Origin of the sequence: Curtobacterium flaccumfaciens, from assembly GCF_018598405.1 — a bacterium.
GTDB classification, from domain to species: Bacteria; Actinomycetota; Actinomycetes; order Actinomycetales; family Microbacteriaceae; genus Curtobacterium; species Curtobacterium aurantiacum.
The window spans coordinates 79,174-96,566 of the sequence record NZ_JAHEWS010000011.1 but is presented as its reverse complement, the minus strand read 5'-3'; the positions used below and the strand labels follow the sequence as shown (position 1 = coordinate 96,566).

15 protein-coding genes and 1 other RNA gene are annotated in these 17,393 nt (G+C 66.9%); 5 read left to right on the top strand and 11 right to left on the bottom strand.

All coding sequences use genetic code 11. From position 1 onward, the window contains the following. Positions 1-308 precede the first annotated feature (308 nt). The 4 genes from glmS to KK097_RS09120 all read left to right on the top strand — a co-directional run bounded on the left by glmS (position 309) and on the right by KK097_RS09120 (position 5,784). Positions 309-2,123 carry a glutamine--fructose-6-phosphate transaminase (isomerizing) gene (glmS, locus tag KK097_RS09135; RefSeq protein ID WP_214528593.1) on the top strand — a complete coding sequence of 605 codons (1,815 nt, stop codon included), beginning with the start codon at positions 309-311 and terminating at the stop codon, positions 2,121-2,123. Positions 2,124-2,291: 168 nt separating this feature from the next. Further along, a complete protein-coding gene (locus KK097_RS09130) occupies positions 2,292-3,005 on the top strand; it encodes a M50 family metallopeptidase (protein ID WP_214528594.1) in 714 nt (237 codons plus the stop codon). An 88-nt stretch (positions 3,006-3,093) separates the two neighbouring features. Beyond that, on the top strand, positions 3,094-4,479 hold the full coding sequence (locus tag KK097_RS09125) for an O-acetylhomoserine aminocarboxypropyltransferase/cysteine synthase family protein (protein WP_214544407.1): 1,386 nt from the start codon (positions 3,094-3,096) through the stop codon (positions 4,477-4,479). Next, complete coding sequence (locus tag KK097_RS09120) at positions 4,480-5,784, top strand: LLM class flavin-dependent oxidoreductase (protein WP_214544406.1); 1,305 nt, start codon at positions 4,480-4,482, stop codon at positions 5,782-5,784. 16 nt (positions 5,785-5,800) lie between these two features. Here the strand turns inward: KK097_RS09120 and KK097_RS09115 are convergent, their stop codons facing one another. The 9 genes from KK097_RS09115 to KK097_RS09075 form a co-directional block, all read right to left on the bottom strand. Next, the gene (locus tag KK097_RS09115) at positions 5,801-6,670 is read right to left on the bottom strand and encodes a hypothetical protein (protein ID WP_214544405.1); all 870 of its coding nucleotides are present in this window, start codon (positions 6,668-6,670) and stop codon (positions 5,801-5,803) included. Between the two features lie 1,539 nt (positions 6,671-8,209). Next, entirely contained in the window at positions 8,210-8,980 is a 771-nt protein-coding gene (locus KK097_RS18650; protein WP_214544404.1) for a GHKL domain-containing protein, read from the bottom strand. Between the two features lie 91 nt (positions 8,981-9,071). Then, positions 9,072-10,913, bottom strand: a complete 1,842-nt coding sequence (locus KK097_RS09105) for an AAA family ATPase (protein WP_214544403.1) — start codon at positions 10,911-10,913, stop codon at positions 9,072-9,074. Between the two features lie 218 nt (positions 10,914-11,131). After that, positions 11,132-11,508, bottom strand: a transfer-messenger RNA (tmRNA) gene (ssrA, locus tag KK097_RS09100). 95 nt (positions 11,509-11,603) lie between these two features. Then, positions 11,604-12,080, bottom strand: a complete 477-nt coding sequence (smpB, locus tag KK097_RS09095; protein ID WP_214528601.1) for an SsrA-binding protein SmpB — start codon at positions 12,078-12,080, stop codon at positions 11,604-11,606. Between the two features lie 132 nt (positions 12,081-12,212). Further along, positions 12,213-13,127: a permease-like cell division protein FtsX gene (gene ftsX, locus KK097_RS09090; protein WP_214528602.1), complete on the bottom strand. Its 915-nt coding sequence runs from the start codon at positions 13,125-13,127 to the stop codon at positions 12,213-12,215. Beyond that, entirely contained in the window at positions 13,124-13,879 is a 756-nt protein-coding gene (ftsE, locus tag KK097_RS09085; RefSeq protein ID WP_214528603.1) for a cell division ATP-binding protein FtsE, read from the bottom strand. The genes ftsX and ftsE overlap by 4 nt, the downstream gene beginning before the upstream one ends. Before the next feature lie 61 nt (positions 13,880-13,940). Next, positions 13,941-15,050 (bottom strand): peptide chain release factor 2, encoded by a 1,110-nt coding sequence (prfB, locus tag KK097_RS09080; RefSeq protein WP_071244840.1) that lies wholly within the window; start codon positions 15,048-15,050, stop codon positions 13,941-13,943. A gap of 145 nt (positions 15,051-15,195) precedes the next feature. Then, a complete protein-coding gene (locus KK097_RS09075) occupies positions 15,196-15,690 on the bottom strand; it encodes a GNAT family N-acetyltransferase (protein ID WP_214544402.1) in 495 nt (164 codons plus the stop codon). A 119-nt stretch (positions 15,691-15,809) separates the two neighbouring features. On the opposite strand from KK097_RS09075, the gene KK097_RS09070 reads away from it, so the two are divergent. Then, positions 15,810-16,115, top strand: coding sequence for a hypothetical protein (locus tag KK097_RS09070; protein ID WP_214528605.1), 306 nt, complete (start codon positions 15,810-15,812; stop codon positions 16,113-16,115). 426 nt (positions 16,116-16,541) lie between these two features. Here the strand turns inward: KK097_RS09070 and KK097_RS09065 are convergent, their stop codons facing one another. Further along, entirely contained in the window at positions 16,542-16,748 is a 207-nt protein-coding gene (locus tag KK097_RS09065) for a hypothetical protein (RefSeq protein WP_214544401.1), read from the bottom strand. 27 nt (positions 16,749-16,775) lie between these two features. Beyond that, a complete protein-coding gene (locus KK097_RS09060; RefSeq protein WP_214528607.1) occupies positions 16,776-17,387 on the bottom strand; it encodes a hypothetical protein in 612 nt (203 codons plus the stop codon). Between the last annotated feature and the right edge of the window lie 6 nt (positions 17,388-17,393).

Here is a 17,393-nt window from a genome sequence, read left to right as displayed (position 1 = left end):
CGCAGCGCGGTGTGCCCCGCACGCGGGGAACCGCAAGAGCGTCCGACGGGTGTTGCCGTGCGGTCGGCGGCGGGTGAGGCTACTCCTGCACCGACCGCCGTGCCCCTCCCCCGGGGGCCAGCCCGCGGTACCCGAGTCCGGTACCCGAACCTCCCGGCCCACCGACACCGACGTCCGTCCTCGCCTGATCCGAGGACGGGCGTCGGTTCCCGGGCCGGGGGACCCCGGACGCGCGGCAGACCCGACGGCGGTCGGTGCCGCCCCACCACCCCGTTCCACCCACCCTCGTTCCCCCGAAGGGACAGCCGATGTGCGGCATCATCGCGGCCCGCGTGTCTGACGACGCGACCCCCTACCTGCTCGACGGACTCGAGCGGCTCGAGTACCGCGGGTACGACTCCGCGGGCATCGCCGTCCGGACGGCCGTCGGCCGCACCGAGACGATCCGCTCGGTGTCCCGTGTCGGTGACCTGCGCACGCTCGTCGCGGCCCGCTCCGGTGCCGCGCTCACCGGCGTCGGCATCGGCCACACCCGCTGGGCCACGCACGGTGCCGTCCGCGAGGCGAACGCGCACCCGCACGCCGACTGCACCGGCCGGATCGCCATCGTGCACAACGGCATCATCGAGAACGCCGAACAGCTGCGGCAGGCGCTCGAGGCGCAGGGACACCGGTTCCGATCCGACGTCGACTCCGAGGTCATCGCGCACCTGGTCGAGCGGGCCCTGGCGGTCGACCCGGACCTGATGCTCGCGGTGCAGATCGCGACGGCGCAGCTCGAGGGGTCGTGGGCGATCGTCGTCCTGGACGCCCGCGACGGCCGGATGGTCGTGGCGGCGGACCGCTCTCCGCTCGTCGTCGCCCGCTCCGGCCGCGGTGACTTCGTGGCGAGCGACATCGGCGCGATCGCCGAGTGGTGCGAGACCTTCGTGGCGCTCCGCGACGGCGACGTCGTCGAGCTCGGCGAGGCCTGGACCTGGTCGTCCGACGGCATCACGGTGCCGGTGCCGTTCCCCACGCCGTCTCCGTTCGCCGCCGCCGCCCTCGACCTCGGCGACCACACGGACCACATGGCGAAGGAGATCGACGAGCAGGCCGACGTCGTCGCCGGGATCCTGGACCGGGTGACCCGGCGCACGGCCGACGGCAGCATGTGGGTGGGGCTCGGCCTGGCCGGTTTCCACCGGCTGGCGATCGTCGCCTGCGGCACGTCGCTGAACGCCGGCCAGGTGATCGCGACGGCGCTGCGCGGCATCGGTGGTGTGCCCACGGACATCGTCGTCGCGAGCGAGGCCGACCAGGCCGTGCTCGGCCCGGGCACCCTGGTCGTCGCGATCAGCCAGTCCGGGGAGACCGCCGACGTGCTCCGCGCCCTCGACCGCTTCGAGGACCGGCACCCGGTGCTCGCGCTGACGAACAACATGCACTCCTCGCTCGCCCGACGGGCCGACGCCGTGCTGGACTGCCACGCCGGTCCGGAGATCGGGGTCGCGGCCACGAAGACGTTCACGGCGCAGGTCGTGGTGGGCGTCGCGGCGATGATCTCGGCGATGGTGGCGTCCGGCCGGATCGAGCCGTCGCGCGCCCAGGTGCTCGTCGACGAGCTGCGCGACCTGCCGGCCCGGATCGAGCACGCCGCGCGGGTGTCCGCCGAGCGGATGCCGCTGCTGGTGTCGAGCGTCAAGGAGGCGTCCGGGTTCCTGTTCCTCGGCCGCGGGGCCGGCCTGCCGTACGCAGCCGAGGGTGCCCTGAAGCTCAAGGAGCTGAGCTACCGCTGGGCCGAGGCCTACCCCGCCGGCGAGCTCAAGCACGGCCCGCTCGCCCTGGTCGACGACGGCACCCCGGTGGTCGTCATCGACCACGGCGAGCCGAAGATCCAGTCGGCGATCGCCGAGGTCCGGGCCCGCGGCGGCTTCGTCATCACGATCGGCGGCGAGACCGCGGACATCCCCGCACTCGGCCGGCGTGGCACCGGCGACCTGGCCTGGGGCGCGATGACCGCGCCGTGGGGCCCGCTCGAGGCCGTCGTCCCGCTGCAGATGCTGGCCCGCGAACTCGCCCTGCAGCTCGGGTGCGACGTCGACAAACCCCGGAACCTCGCGAAGTCGGTGACGGTCGAATAGCCGGGCGACGCCGCGTGAACCGCCTGACGGTGTTCCTCGCCGTCCTCACCGCCCTGGCCATCGCCGGCACCGTGGTCCTGATCGCGGTGGTGCTGACGACGTCCGTGCTCCCCTGACCGGGACCCGGATCCGCAGGGTCTTCCTGGGCGGGGCTGCGATGCTGGTCCCTTGACCACCGCAGCCCCGCCCCTCGTCTTCGTCGCGCTCCTCATCGGCGCCGTCCTGCCGTTCGTCCCGTTCGTCGGGCGAGTCGCCCGCATCGCCGCGACCATCGCGCACGAGGTCGGGCACGCGATCGTCGTCGTGCCGTTCGGCGGCCGCATCCAGCGGATCGAGCTGCACCCGGACGGGTCCGGCGAGGCCTGGGTCCAGCTCGGTCGGGTCCCCGGCGGCATCCGGTGGCTCGTCCGGATCCTCAACCTGTACGCGGGCTACAGCGCACCGCTCTGGGCCGGGGTGCTGCTGGTGACCGGAGTGCTGCACGGGTCACGCTGGTTGCCCGTGGTCGTGCTCGCGGTGATCGGGCTCGTGGCACTGGCCTTCGTGCGGAACTGGTTCGGTCTGCTGGTCGTGCTCGGCTTCGACGCCCTCGCCCTGTGGGTCGCCGTCCGGCCGTCCGAGGCCACGGTGCTGGTGGTCGCCGCAGTCGGGGCGTTCTTCGTCGTCGACGGGCTGCGCTCGGTGGCGCAGGTCGGCCGCTGGCTGCTCACCGGTGCCCGGGTGCAGACGGACTTCCACATCGCCGCGGCGGAGATGCGCGTGCCGGCGTCGCTGTGGTTCGTGCTGTTCGTCGTCGTGAACGGCGTCGTGGTGTGGCTGGCGCGCGGGCCGCTGCTCGAGGTCTGGGACACCGTCGTCGCCGGCGTCCGCGCGCTCGTCTGAGGCTGCGCTCGCGTAACCGGGGGCCGCAATCGTCTGTCCACGCCGAGGGGCTGCGAGGCTACCGCCAGACGACCCCCGGAGGTGTCCCATGGCGACCGACGTCCACGGCTTCGCGACCGAGCAGGTGCACGGCGGCTTCGTGCCCGACACGGGGCACGGTGCCCGTGTCCCCGCGATCCACATGTCCTCCGGGTTCCTGTTCGACGACTTCGACCAGGCGCGCGACCGCTTCGCCGACACCGACGACGGCTACACCTACACGCGCCTCGGCAACCCGACGAACGCCGACGTCGAGCGTCGCGTCGCGCTGCTCGAACGCGGCGTCCAGGCGATCCTGGTCGGCAGCGGACAGGCGGCGGCGACCGTGGCGTTCCTCGGGCTCCTGCAGGCCGGCGACCACGTCGTCAGTGCCCGGAGCATCTACGAGGGCACCCGCGGGCTGCTGCGGCAGAACCTCGGCCGGCTCGGCATCGAGGTCGACTTCGTACCCGACGCGCGCGACCTCGACGCCTGGGCCGCCGCGGTCCGACCGAACACGAAGGCGTTCTTCGCCGAGACGATCCCGAACCCGAAGAACGACGTCCTCGACATCACCGGCGTCGCCGAGACCGCACACCGCGCCGGCGTCCCGCTGATCGTCGACAACACCCTCGCCACGCCGTACCTGGTGCGCCCGGTCGAGCACGGTGCGGACATCGTCGTGCACTCGGCGTCGAAGTTCCTGTCCGGCCACGGCGCCGGACTCGGCGGCGTGGTCGTCGACGGCGGCACGTTCGACTGGTCCGCCGCGCCCGAGCGCTGGACGCACCTGACCAGCCCGGAGCGGTCGCTCGGCGGCGAGAGCTACGTCGAGCGGTACGGCGACCGCGCGTTCGCCGTGTACGCCCGCGACGTCGTCGCCGCACGCATCGGTCCGGCACCGTCACCGTTCAACGCCTTCCTGCTCCGCCAGGGCATCGAGACGCTGTCGCTGCGGGTCGAACGCCACTGCGCGAACGCGCTGGCCGTCGCGTCCTGGCTGGACCAGCAGCCGGAGGTGACGAGCGTCGACCACGCGGGCCTGGCCTCCAGTCCGTTCCACGACCTCGCCCAGCGCTACCTGCCCCGTGGGGCCGGATCCGTCTTCGCCTTCACGCTCGCCGGTGGCGAAGCCGCCGCGCGGGCGTTCATCGACGCCGTGCAGCTGTTCAGCCGGATGACCCACCTGGGCGACGTCCGCTCGCTGATCCTGCACCCGGCGACCACGACGCACGCCGGGCGCACCCCACAGGAACGTGCCGAGCAGGGCATCGACGACGGCCTGATCCGCCTGTCGGTCGGCATCGAGGACGTCGCGGACCTGCTCCGCGACCTGGAACGCGGGTTCGCCGCCGTGCGTTCCGCAGGCGCCGTCGGCGGTCTGGAGGCGCGTGGAGCGTCGCACGCGGAACACCCGGCAGTCGGTGGGCCGGCCCTCGACCGGCAGGAGCGCTGAATGGCCGAGCCGCAGCACTTCGGGTACTTCTTCTCACGCGGCTTCGGCCCGCAGGCGTGGGGGCGGTCCGACTGGGACTGGGGCCACGACTGGACGAAGCCGGACCTGTACCAGCAGTCCGTCCGGACGCTGGAGCAGGCCGGCATGGACCTGGTCATCGCCGAGGACGCCGTCTCGCTCGGGAACCCCGCGACCCTCGACCTGCGCATCCGACAGGCGTACGGCGGCCCGAAGCACGACCCGCTGCTGCTCGCCCCGTACCTGTTCGCCGCGACCTCGCACATCGGCATCGCGCCGACCGTGAACGCGGGGATCACCCCGCCGTACCTGGCGGCACGACAGTTCGCGACCCTCGCGCACCTGTCCTCCGACCGGCTCGGCATCAACGTCGTCACCGACGTCGGCAGCGCACGGCACGCCGGGCTGCCGCCGCTGCCCCACGACCAGGCGTACGACCGGGCCGAGGAGTGGATCACCCTGCTCCGCCGGCTCTGGCACTCGTGGGGCGACGGGTACGTCGGCGCACCGGACTCCTGGCACTTCGCGGACGGCGACGCGCTCGAAGCGTTCCACCACGATGGCACGTACTTCACCGCCGACGGTCCGCTCAACGCGCTGCCGCTGGCGTCGGACCCCGTGGTCGTCTCCCCGGGCGGGTCGGGTCGTGGACTCGCCTTCGCCGGGACCCACTCGGACGTGCAGCTCGCGCTCGCGCCGCTGTCCGCCCCCGCGGTGACGGACTACCGCGCCCGGGTGATCGCGGCAGCCGAGGCCGCCGGGCGGTCCACCACGGACCTGCGGATCCTGTTCGTGCTCAAGCCCGTGATCGTGTCCTCACCGGAGGAGGCCGACCGCATCGTCGCGGCGTCCGAGCACCCCACCGACGACGCCCTGCGAGCGGCGGCGATCGCGTGGTCGAGTGACTCGGAGACCGACCTGCTCACGCTCGACCTGGACGCCCCGGTGCCCGAGGGGACCTTCGGCGAGCACGTCTCGGCCGGCACGATCCGCGGGCTGCTCGGGGACACCCCGGACGCACCGCTGCGGGAGCTGCTCGCCCGGAAGGCACGGCAGGGGCGGATCGCGTCACGCTCGGGGTTCGTGGGGACCGCCGACGAGTTCGCGGACTTCATCGAGGAGCTCGGCAGCGACGCCGACAACGACGGGATCATCTTCTCGGGCGACCTGCACCCGGCGCAGATCCACCGGACGTTCGGCGACCTGGTGCCCGTGCTCCGGCGCCGTGGGCTCCTGCGACGGGAGTACGGCGCCGGAGGCATCCGGGCGAACCTGTTCGACTTCTAGCGGGAGCGGCCGCGAGCTACTTCTTCTTCTTGGACTTCTTCTTCGCGTCGTCCTTCTTGGACTTCTTCTTCTTGTCGTCGTCCTTCTTCGACTTCTTCTTGTCGTCGTCGTCCTTCTTCGACTTCTTCTTGCCGTCGTCGTCCTTCTTCGACTTCTTCTTGCCGTCGTCCTTCTTCGACTTCGCCTTGCTCGCACCCGTCGGCAGTGACAGGACGGCCGACACGGTCTCCGGCTCCGCCTGCGAGGCGTCGGCGTCGGCGGACGCAGCTTCGGTCTCCGGCGACTCCACCCCGTCGATCGGCTCGACGACCACGGCCGACCCGGTGTCCAGCTCGACGTCGACCGCGTGCTCCTCGAGCACCGGTGCCAGAGCGTCGGCGACCCGCTCGACCGTCAGGACCGCGTCCGCCTCGGCGAGCCGGAGCAGGGCCTGCGCGGTCCGCACCCGGGTGGTCGCCTTGCGCGCGAGGACGTCCGACCGTGCACCCTCGAGGAACGTGCGCAGGGCGCGTTCCACGGCGGAGCGTCCGCGCGGTGCGGCGCGGTCGAGTCGATCGAGTTCCCCGGCGACCCCGGAGACGTCGTCGGCGACGTGCTCGTGGCGGACCGACTCGATGAGCGCGGCGATGGCGGCGGCGGCACGTTCGACCCCGGCGGAGCGCTGGTCGAGCACGACGAGCATCTCGACCACCGAGCCGTAGGTGACGGTCTCGAGGCGGACCGGCTCCGCGCCGCGGCCGCGAACGACCAGGCGGGTGTCGGGGTTCGGCAGCCATGCGGCGAGGGCGGCCACCGTGGCGACGGAGCCCACGATCCGCTCGTACTCGCTGAGCACCACTCGTTCCTGCTCCCGCAGACGGACACGGATCGCGATCTCCTGCACCACGTGCTGACCTCTCGTTCGGGTTCGACGCGAGCGTGTTCTGCGCGCCTGCTCCGGAGCGTAGTCCTGCGGGTCGACGAGACAACGTGCGCCGCACCCGGTGTGGCCTCAACGGCGCCGTCAGGGGTTATGGGAGCCAAGGCCTGCTAATCAGCGAGTCGCTCTGCCGCGAAGCGCACGAGATTCGTCAGCCGACGGAGTGATAGCGGCGATTTTTGAACATTGGGGAAGGTAGTTTGCCGAGTTCCATAGGCAAGCACTAGGCCCCAAAATTCCCGAGGTGACGTCGTTCGATCCTGGATCCAAGCCACGAGTTCCCCATAGAAGGCGGGGTCCGGGGAGCCGCTAACAAAGGTGTCCCCGCAGAACTCCTCCGTCGTAGCATCCTCAGCCGGCCACGGGCCCCCAAAGTAAGCCGAATCGGGGTGGATCCAGCTGGACATCAACATCACGAGCGGATCGACGACCGAAGACGCAAACCCGCTGTCCTCAGAATCGATCACAACCGGAGCCCCATCGCAGACTAAAACGTTCCCGCCGTGAAAGTCGAGATGAGACATGCGGAAGGTCGTGGGCACCCAAAGGTCCAAGTCCGGAGTCGGAACGCCAAGGCCCTCGAGGACGCTCTGCAAGCGGTCTGGCTGGATCACGGGGGGTAATAGATCGACCAGTCGCACGTCCCGGCGTTCACCGGCCGGGAGGGCCGAATCCATTCCCAGACGCAACTGCTCTATCACAGGTAGCGAGCTTCCGTTTGATTCCTTCAAGACGTCAAATAGTGAGACTGGTTCCGGACCGGCAATTTGCAAGACACTAGCAACCGACCCAAACATCGCACCCCTCACCGTTGCCAGTCGACTAGCGACCAGACTATGAGGAAGCAACTCTTGTATCCCATTCGGCGTAGGTGCCGACGCGGAGACCTTAACGATTACGGAGGCAAGTACATGCTCGGCGTCCGCGATGCTACAGCGCCAGACCACGGCCTGCGTCAGCCCACCGGACAAGACCTCCGCACGAATTGAGGTTCCGCCATAGTGAGCCGCTACCCGACGAAGAGCGCGGACTTGGAGGGTGCGAGGCCTTGGGTCACTCATGACCGCAATTCGATTGATCTGTTTTATCGCGGAACTCAGTTCGGCTACAGCACGGTCGAAAAGATCGGTCTGCTGCTTTTTGTACACAGAGACTCTGTCCAACCGATCCCCAAAACCAAACTCGAGCGAACCGGATTTGGCTGTAACCTCCTGGAGGTGATCGAAGTCAGTGTACCCACTGAACACTATGATCCGCGAGTCCGGATGACTGGCCGAAACTTCCCAAAATAGTAGGTCACCAAGTTCATCGACAGCAGTTTCCCCACGCTGCATCGGAAGCTTTCGATCTAGAACAAAGAGATCGACCTCAGACCCCACGGCGCTAAGAGCTTCTCTCGCAGGCCCAACCGCCTCAAACGTGGACACGGAAAAACCCAATCGATTCAACGACGCAACCGTTTCGCCAAGCTGCTGCGCATCATCGTCCACTACAACTGCCAGCGGCTCAACCACTTTCCCACCTCGATCCACTCAAAACGAAAGTAGCGACGCTGGCCCGCCCCGAGATACGGAAAGAGTAGTGCAGCTGATTACAAGCCTGCTTCATGACGCTCAGACCAACCCCTTTATGTCCACTTTTTGTGGTGACCCCTTCCGCACTGACCTCGGAAATGTCGAACCTATCTCCATGGAAAGGATTACTGATCCGGACCCAAAAGCGAGACGAGGTCACTCCCCAGGTTACGGATATATCCCCGGAGAGCCTGAATTCAGAGACGCTATCAAGCGCATTCTGATAGGCGTTCGCGATGATCAACTCGAACAGTCCAAGGTCCGTGTCAAACTCGACTTCTGATGACTCTGCGTGCCCGTCGAAGGCGAAAATCGGCGCATCCAGCGGAATTGGCCACAGCGATTTCAACACGGCCTGTAGCGACGAGCGTTGCATGTCCAACGCTCCTTCCGATCGAATGAGCGCCACCAGGGCGTCGATACGCCTATCCAAGCGGTCGAGAGCGTCGGAAGTACTACTAGCAGCAAAGTCCTCGATCTCCGACGCTCCGGCCCGGCGCGCCCAGCCGATTGGTGGAGCGAGCTCATGACGAATCAACCGGGCAAGTTCCGCCTGTCCAAGCGCGGAATGCTCGACTCCTCCGAGTGAGGACGAACTGGACAAGCCAGGTGCCGGGCTTTCGGAACGAAGACGCAGTACGTCATTCAGTACCGTGCGGACCGGCGTGATGGTTTCGCGCTGCAGGGCACGAGCTATCTCCACAGCACTAGCCTCGAGCGGGTTCCGTTTTAGCCAGTACGCCGCTTGCAATCGAGCATTTGGTGACTCCGACGCTAAGCCATCCCTGATGTTATCAGGCAGTGCCATCGTTTAGACCACCATGGTCACGGTAGAAGTCGTGCCGTCGCTCGAATGCATCCTTACCACCCTCCATCAGTTTTGTGATACTTTTTACGACATCAGGCGCGTCGAAAGCCCCTATTCGCGCCACCTCACCCCGAGCGCCGTCGCTCGACATCACAAGCACGCGTTCCGCAGAACCGAGAACCGGAATATTCGCATTGTGAGTGGCGACGATCGTTTGCGTTCCATCTACGCTCCGCTTTATCAGGCCGGTCACAACGTGATCTACAAGGTAGGCGTTATCAAGATGGTCTTCCGGCTGATCCAAGATGAGAGCGCGGTCGCGCTCCGAAAGGACGATTGGCAAGGTCACAGCACACTTTTGCCCGGTGGACAAGGAGTCCACGCTCTTATCAATTCTTCCGTCGCGAAGGATGAAATCAACAGAGTCTTTCAACCTAATAGATGCAAGCTCTACTAGCGCTTCCTCGCCCTCGAAAGCCGCGTAGACCCGGGTAGCTTGGTCAGATGTCAAATCGCCAACCGACGCCAAGCCGGCGATGTCTTCCCCTTCCACTATCTCAAGTAGGGTACGAGGGAGAATCCTCGACGACAGATCTTCGATAACTGTCGCTCGCGTATGCGTTCCTCGAAGACGATTTGCAAGAACCGTCTTCAGCGAGCTTACGTCCGCAAAATGCTTAACCTCAACGGCGATGTTGTTGGTTACCTGCGCTGTCGTGTCGACCGCAACCCGCTGCCGGCGCACGAAACGCTGCTCTTCGATCTCTTCAATGAAGGCAAAGGCCTCGGCTCGGCGAGAAGCCAGGAGAGCGCCCTCTTTCCGGAGAATATTGACGCGAACGTCGTTCTCCTCAAGCTCGAGCAACTGAGCCTTGACGTTGCGGATTTGCGCGGTAATCTCGCCCAAGCCAGCTTCGCTCGCCTCAAGTTCTGAGCGCAATGGCCCTGCGATATCCGCCAAGCGATTGCCCTCTGAACGTGCAGATTCCAACACGTCGGTGGCTGCCTGAATACTCTCGATCATTGCCTGGTTAGCAGCAGCGATCAAGGCTTGAGACTGAACGAAGCCTTCGCGCAAGGATGCCTGCTCGACGAGTACATGAGGGAATCTGTCGATGACGCGCGAGACCGCGCTGTAACTACGTTGCAACCCATCCTTTGCTTCATCGGCGGCATCACGCACGTCCCCAAGATTCGAAACCTGCCGCGCGTTGTTAGCCGCCTGAGTTTCGACGACCTTCAATCTATTTCGACTAGCGGCGACGGGGCCTTCAGCATCGCCGATCAGGGACGCTTCTTGGGCAGAAAGCAACTCCAGATCCGCGACCAAGGTTGTACGCTTTTCCGAAAGTTCGAGTCGGCGACGCAACTCCGACCTCACTGTTGCCAATTGACGCGTGATCTCCCGCACCTCGCTGTAGTCGATCTCGTGATCCACGACACCTGCACGGAGATCCAAAAGCGATAGACGATTCTGAGCATCCGAGGCAATCCCCTCGAGCTCGCTTTGACCGAGCACCAACACACGGTCAGAGTACGCAGCCTCTACTCCCCGACCTTTAGAATCGACGACGAGTTGACGGGCGGATTTTTCGTCCTCCAGGTCAATCACCACCTCTCCGTCACCTAGGACAGATGAGATGAGGGTCCGACGCTGCCTCTCAAGATCTCTGTCTGCGTGCCTGGCACCGAGTCCGTGTCTAATTAGCTCCAGGAGAGTCGTCTTGCCCACGCCGCGTGGACCTACCACGACGTTCAGCCCTCTGGTGAAGTCGACATCGACTCCATTGAGGAACCCACCCGTGACGCGCAGTCTCGAGATCCACATACGTACCCTTTCGTCCTGAGCAAGCCTAGTGGCGTGACCGACAGCTCCGAGGGCGGTCCGACGTCGTCGTCGGACGGCGCCGCAGGTCCCAGCCCAACGGTGGCGGCAGCACCTGCTGGAGTGCAACTCACTACACAGCGAACGCCCCGGCACTGTCCAGGGGACGGTGCCGGGGCGTTCAGGTGGCGCAGCGTGACAGCGGTTCGTCGTTCGGCGAATGGTGGAGATGGGGGGAATCGAACCCCCGTCCATCGCTGCAATTCGACGTCTTCTACGGGCGTATCCGGATAGTTCGTTCTGCTCGGCCCCGTCCTTTGCTACCGGCTTCTAGGACGACGGGCCCAGTCTCAGTGCAAGTCCCGCACGGCCCTGAGGCGCAACCGTGCAGCAAGTCCTCTGGATGACGTCGGGATCAGGTTAGGGGACGGTCACCTGGCCGACGGACTTCATGTGCTGGGCTGCTTACGCAGCGAGAGCGAAGTCAGTGCGCTTGGAATTGGCACTTGTTGTTTTCCACGGATCGTTAACGAGATAACCGTGGGTCCTCGGCCCGCTTCCCGTCGGCACACAGGCAATGTCGAAACCGATCATCCCCATGCGGGCCGGACGTGCGAGCCGCTGTCACGCTGTTGAGTTGCCAATGCCCCGTGCGGGGCAGTCCCTCAGTCTAGCCGAGGCGATCCGTCGGCGCTACTCCCCGACGCGGTTCCGGGTGCGCATGGCCCGCTCGGCCTCACGCTTGTCGGTCTTCTCACGGAGCGCCTGGCGCTTGTCGAACTCGCGCTTGCCCTTGGCGACCGCGATCTCGATCTTGGCCCGGCCGTCGTGGAAGTAGATCTGCAGCGGCACGAGGGTGTAGCCACCCTGGGCCGTCTTGTGCGAGATCTTGACGATCTGCTGCTTGTGCAGGAGCAGCTTGCGCTTGCGCCGGGGCGCGTGGTTGTTCCACGTGCCCTCGGTGTACTCCGGGATGTGCACCGCGTCGATCCACGCTTCGCCACCGTCGATGTACGCGTACCCGTCGACCAGCGAGGCCCGCCCCATGCGCAGGGACTTCACCTCGGTGCCGGACAGGACCATGCCCGCTTCGTACGTGTCCTCGATGAGGTAGTCGTGTCGGGCACGACGGTTCGTCGCGACGACCTTCTCACCGCGTTCCTTCGCCATGACGACTCCTCTCGATGATGACCGGTGCACTGCGCCGCACCGGATGGCGCTGCGCAGCCCTACAGCCTACTCAACACGGAACGGGCGGCGCACCTTCCCGGCGCGCCGCCCGTTCGCGGATGTGGTGCTGCGTCAGACCTTCAGGTACCGCCGGATCGCGATCGACGCTGACGCCGCGGCGAGGAGCACCCCGATCACGATCACCGCCGGGACCACGATGGCAGCGTCACCCATGCCGATGAACGCCGTGCCCCGGAAGCGTTCGGCCAGGAAGTTCCGGACGAAGAACCACACGACTGCGGTGATCGCACCGCCGGCCAAGACTGCTCCGATGGCGGCGGCGATCACCCCCTCGAGCACGAACGGTGTCTGGATGAACCGGTTCGACGCCCCCACGAGCCGCATGATGCCGAGCTCTCGCCGTCGACTGAACGCCGACAACCGGATCGTCGTCGCGATGAGCAGCACGGCCGCCACGAGCATGAGCGCCGCGATGCCGATCGCCGTGTACGACGAGGCGTTGAGCAGGTTGAAGATCGGTTGCAGGTAGCTGCGCTGGTCGCTCACGCTCTGCACGCCGGCCACCTTCGACAGGCTCTCGACCAGGACGTCGGCCTGGGACGGGTTCTTCAGGTTCACCCAGAAGGTCTCGTTCAGGTACTCGGGCTTGACGAACTCCGTCGCGGCCGACTCCTTGAACTGCTCCTTGAACCGGGCGAAGGCCTGGTCCTGGTTCTCGTAGTACGTCTTCTCGATGTACGGCTTGAGCGTCGAGGACTCCAGCTGCGCCTGGACCTGCTCGCGCTGGTCCTCGGTGGCCTTGGCACCGGTGCAGTTGCCGGTCGTGTCGGTCTCGGTGCACAGGTAGACGGCGACCTGCGCCCGGTCGTACCAGTACCCCTTCATCTGGTTGATCTGCATCTGGAGCAGGATCGCGGTACCGACGAAGGTGAGGGAGATGAAGGTCACGAGGACGACGGAGACGACCATCGACGCGTTGCGCCGCAGGCCCGAGCCGACCTCGGACATGACGAGCCCGAGCCTCATCGGATGAGCCCCGGGATCGTCTGGATGCCGGTGGTGTTGGACACGGTGCCTCGCTGGATCGGGACGGCCTGGGTCTGGTAGCCGCCGGACTGCTCGTCGCGCAGGACGGCGCCGTTCGAGAGCTCGATGACCCGGCGCTGCATCTGGTTCACGATGCTGGCGTCGTGCGTCGCCATCAGCACGGTGGTGCCTCCCTGGTTGATGCGTTCGAGGAGTGCCATGATGCCCGCGGACGTCGTGGGGTCCAGGTTCCCGGTCGGCTCGTCAGCGAGCAGGATCGCCGGCTTGTTCACGACGGCTCGGGCGATGGCCACGCGCTGCTGCTCACCGCCGGAGAGCTCGTGCGGCATGCGGGTGGCCTTGCCGGCGAGCCCGACGAGCTTCAGCACGTCGGTCACGGCCTCGCTGATGAAGCCCTTGCTCTTGCCGATCACCTGCAGCGAGAACGCCACGTTGTCGAACACGTTCTTGTTCGGCAGCAGGCGGAAGTCCTGGAAGACCACGCCGAGGTTGCGACGGAAGTACGGGACCTTCCGCGATGCCAGGGACCCGAGGCGCTGCCCGAGCACGTGGATCTGCCCGCTGGTGGGCTTCTCCTCCTTGAGCACGAGGCGCAGGAAGCTGGACTTGCCGGAACCGGACGCGCCCACGAGGAACACGAACTCACCCTTGAGGATCTCGAGGGTGAGGTTGTCGAGCGCCGGACTCGGGTTGCCCGAGTAGACCTTGGTGACCTGGTCGAATTTGATCATGACCGGATCAGGGTAGGTCGCCCCGCTTGGAAAACAAGCGAGGCGCGCGGCTCACGAACCCCTACTCAGCGGCGGATTGCTTGCGCCAGCGGATGCCCGCGTTGATGAACCCGTCCAGATCGCCGTCGAACACGGCTGAGGGGTTGTTCACCTCGTGCTCCGTCCGGAGGTCCTTGACCATCTGGTACGGCGCCAGGACGTAGGACCGGATCTGGTCGCCCCAGCTCGCCGTGATGTTGCCGGCGAGCTCCTTCTTCTTCGCGTTCTCCTCTTCCTTCTTCAGGAGGAGCAGGCGCGACTGCAGCACGCGCATGGCGGCCGCACGGTTCTGGATCTGCGACTTCTCGTTCTGCATCGAGACGACGGTGCCGGTCGGGATGTGCGTCAGGCGCACCGCGGAATCGGTCGTGTTGACGGACTGCCCGCCGGGGCCCGACGATCGGAACACGTCGACACGGATGTCGTTCTCGGGGATGTCGATGACGGCGGTCTCCGGCATGAGCGGGATGACCTCGACCGCGGCGAAGGACGTCTGGCGCTTGCCGGCGGCACCGAACGGCGACATCCGGACGAGCCGGTGGGTGCCGGCCTCGACCGACAGCGTGCCGAACGCGTGCGGCGCGTCGATCTCGAACGTCGCGGACTTGATGCCCGCTTCTTCCGCGTAGGACGTGTCCATCACGGTGGTCTTGAAGTTGTGCTGCTCGGCGTACCGGAGGTACATGCGGAGGAGCATCTCGGCGAAGTCCGCGGCGTCGACACCGCCGGCACCCGCGCGGATCGTGATGACCGCAGGACGGTCGTCGTACTCGCCGTCGAGGAGCGTCTGCACCTCGAAGTCGCCGATCATCTTCTGGATCGCCTTGAGCTCGGCGAGCGCTTCGTCGGCGGACTCCTGGTCGTCGCCCTCGTTCGCCATCTCGACCAGCACCTCGAGGTCGTCGATGCGCTGCTCGGTGTCGGTGATCTTCTTCAGCTCCGACTGCCGGTGCGAGAGCGCGCTCGTCACCTGCTGCGCGTGGTCGACGTCGTCCCAGAGGTCCTGGGCCCCGGCCTGCTCGCTGAGGTCGGCGATCTCACGCTGCAGGCGGTCGACGTCGACCACCGAGCGGATGTTGCCGAAGGTCTCGCGAAGGGCGGAGAGCTGCTCGGTGAAGTCCAGTTCGACCATGGTCATCGATCCTACCGGCGCGAGTCCGGCTCGGCCGACCGGGAGGCCCGGTGCGGGTCCGCCCCGCTGGTCGCGGTCCTCCCCACGCGCCCTGCACCCCGGCCCCCCGGCCCCGGCCCAGCAGCACCAGGTCGCCGCCGCCTCTTCATCCGGGCCTCCGGTGCGACCTGGGGATGGCGTACCGGCGCAGCCGCACACCGTCGCGGTTCTCGGTCGACGACAGAACGGCGTCGTAGTGCTCCAACACCCCGATGGAGCCGTCGTTGTCGTCGCGGCAGACAGCGACCACCGGGTCGATCCCGACCCGCGATGCGTGCGCGAGCACCTGGCCCAGCGCCCACGTCGCCACGCCACGGCCCCTCGCGGACGGGCGGATCCCGTACCCGACGTGGCCGAACCGCTGCACGCCGGCCGCATCACCCGGAGCCCGGAGCGCGATCCCGCCGAGGACACGACCGTCCTCGACGATCCACCAGAGCGCCCCGGGTCTGGCGTGCAGTCGGCCGACCCAGCTGCGGAACCCGTCCTCGTCACCGACATCGTCGTGTGCGGTGATCCCGAACCCGTCCTCGTGCACGCCCGGCCCCCACTCGGCATGTGCTTCAGCCCACGCCTCGTACATCCCCGCCTGCGGTCTCACCAACTCGAGCATGTCCAAGTATCACAACGATGCGCGTCGGTGGCGATCCCCTCATGGACATCGCGCCAGGCCGTTCTGGGCTGCCTCGAGCAGAGGTCCAGTCGAGCTACCATCGCGCCGTGGCCGGAACAGTTCTGCTCGGAGCGAGCATCGCGGTCTTGCTGGGCACCGTCGCGATCTTCGTGTCGCGTGTGCGGAACCCGGCCTGGGTGCGTGACGCTCGGCTCACCCAGAACGCCAGTCCCGTGATCAGCGTCCTCCTGCTGGCCTTCAGCGCACTCGTGACAGCGCTCGTCCTCGCCCTCGGGGCGTTCTGGGTCGCGACCGGGCACAGCGTCGTCGGGTGGGCGATGGTCTGTCTCGCTGCGACCGGCCTATCGCACGTCTCGGTCGGCGTCTGGATCCGACGGCAGCCGCTTCCGTAGGGGCGAGCACGGCCGAGGACCGCTGGTCGCCCTATCGTCGGCCGCGGGCCAAGAGCGCAAGAACCACGAGCCCCGCGATGACCGCGCCGACCCGAACCAGTCCTGTCATGATTCCCCCTGACGGCGTCGTTCCTCCGCTTCGATCCCGGACGGACCGAGCGCGATGCGCACCCTGAGGACACCACGACACGGCTCACGCCTTCGTTTCCGGGGTGTTCACGACGCCGGGCGAGTGGTGAACGAAGAGGTGTTCCCCTCGCAGCGCGGTCCGCTTCGCGGGGCGGGAGCCCGATCCGCCGGACGTCGGTGTTCCGGCGGCCGAGGCTTGCTCGGTCGAGCTCGTTCGAACGCTCTCGTCGTGACCTCGGCATGACGAAGTCTTCTCCGCCATCGGCTCGGCGAAGGCTTCGTCGCTGCTGTCTGCGGCTAGTTCCGCCTTCGGCGGTCGGACGCCACAACAGCCAGCAGGGCAACGGTACCCAGACCGATGACCGGGAACGCGCCGACCGTGAGCGTCGACACCGCTGGGTCATCGGCGGGCAATGCGAACCAAGCAACACCGACCAGCGCGATCCCTGCCACCGCGAACACGGCCCCGATCGCGAGCACGGCGGCGCGGGCTGACCTGCTCATGATGACCGACTCCTTCCGCTTGCGTGGTCACTGTCCGTTGCACCAGACGACGGGGCCCGGCGCGATGTTGTGGATTGCCACTCCTCGTCCCTTCGCCGCACACGACGTCAGGATGCCGCCTGCGATTGCAAGCCCTCCGGCGATGATCCCCGCCGCCGCTCCACCGATCCCGGTCGCGGCCGTGATGATGCCGACCACGGTAGCCGCACCTGCGCCGGAGGCGATTGCTCCGAGGAGGCGGTTGGTGTTGCAGGAGTTGAGGTAGACGTTGAGTTGGAGACCGGTGTAGTCCCAGCGGTTCTTGCCTGCGCACGCCCTGATCACGCCCGACTGGTCGGCCACGGCCTGCACCATGTCGCGGTCGACGGATGCGTTCTGGGCAGTTCCTCCAGCGATGACCCACCCGGTCGCGAACGCCTCGATGTCCGCCGGACTCGCTCCCGCCGCGCGTGCAACCGCCCCGTCGAACGTGTGCGAATCCGGTGCGACGCCTGTCTGCAGCGCGTCGGCGGTCCTCGGGTCGAGCTGATCTTCCGGAGCAGCCTGGGCTGGACTGGCCACGACGGCCGAGACGACGATCGTGAAAGTCGTGGCGATCCCGACGAGCAGACGCCGGCTTCGGGACATGTGGACGTTCATGGGTAC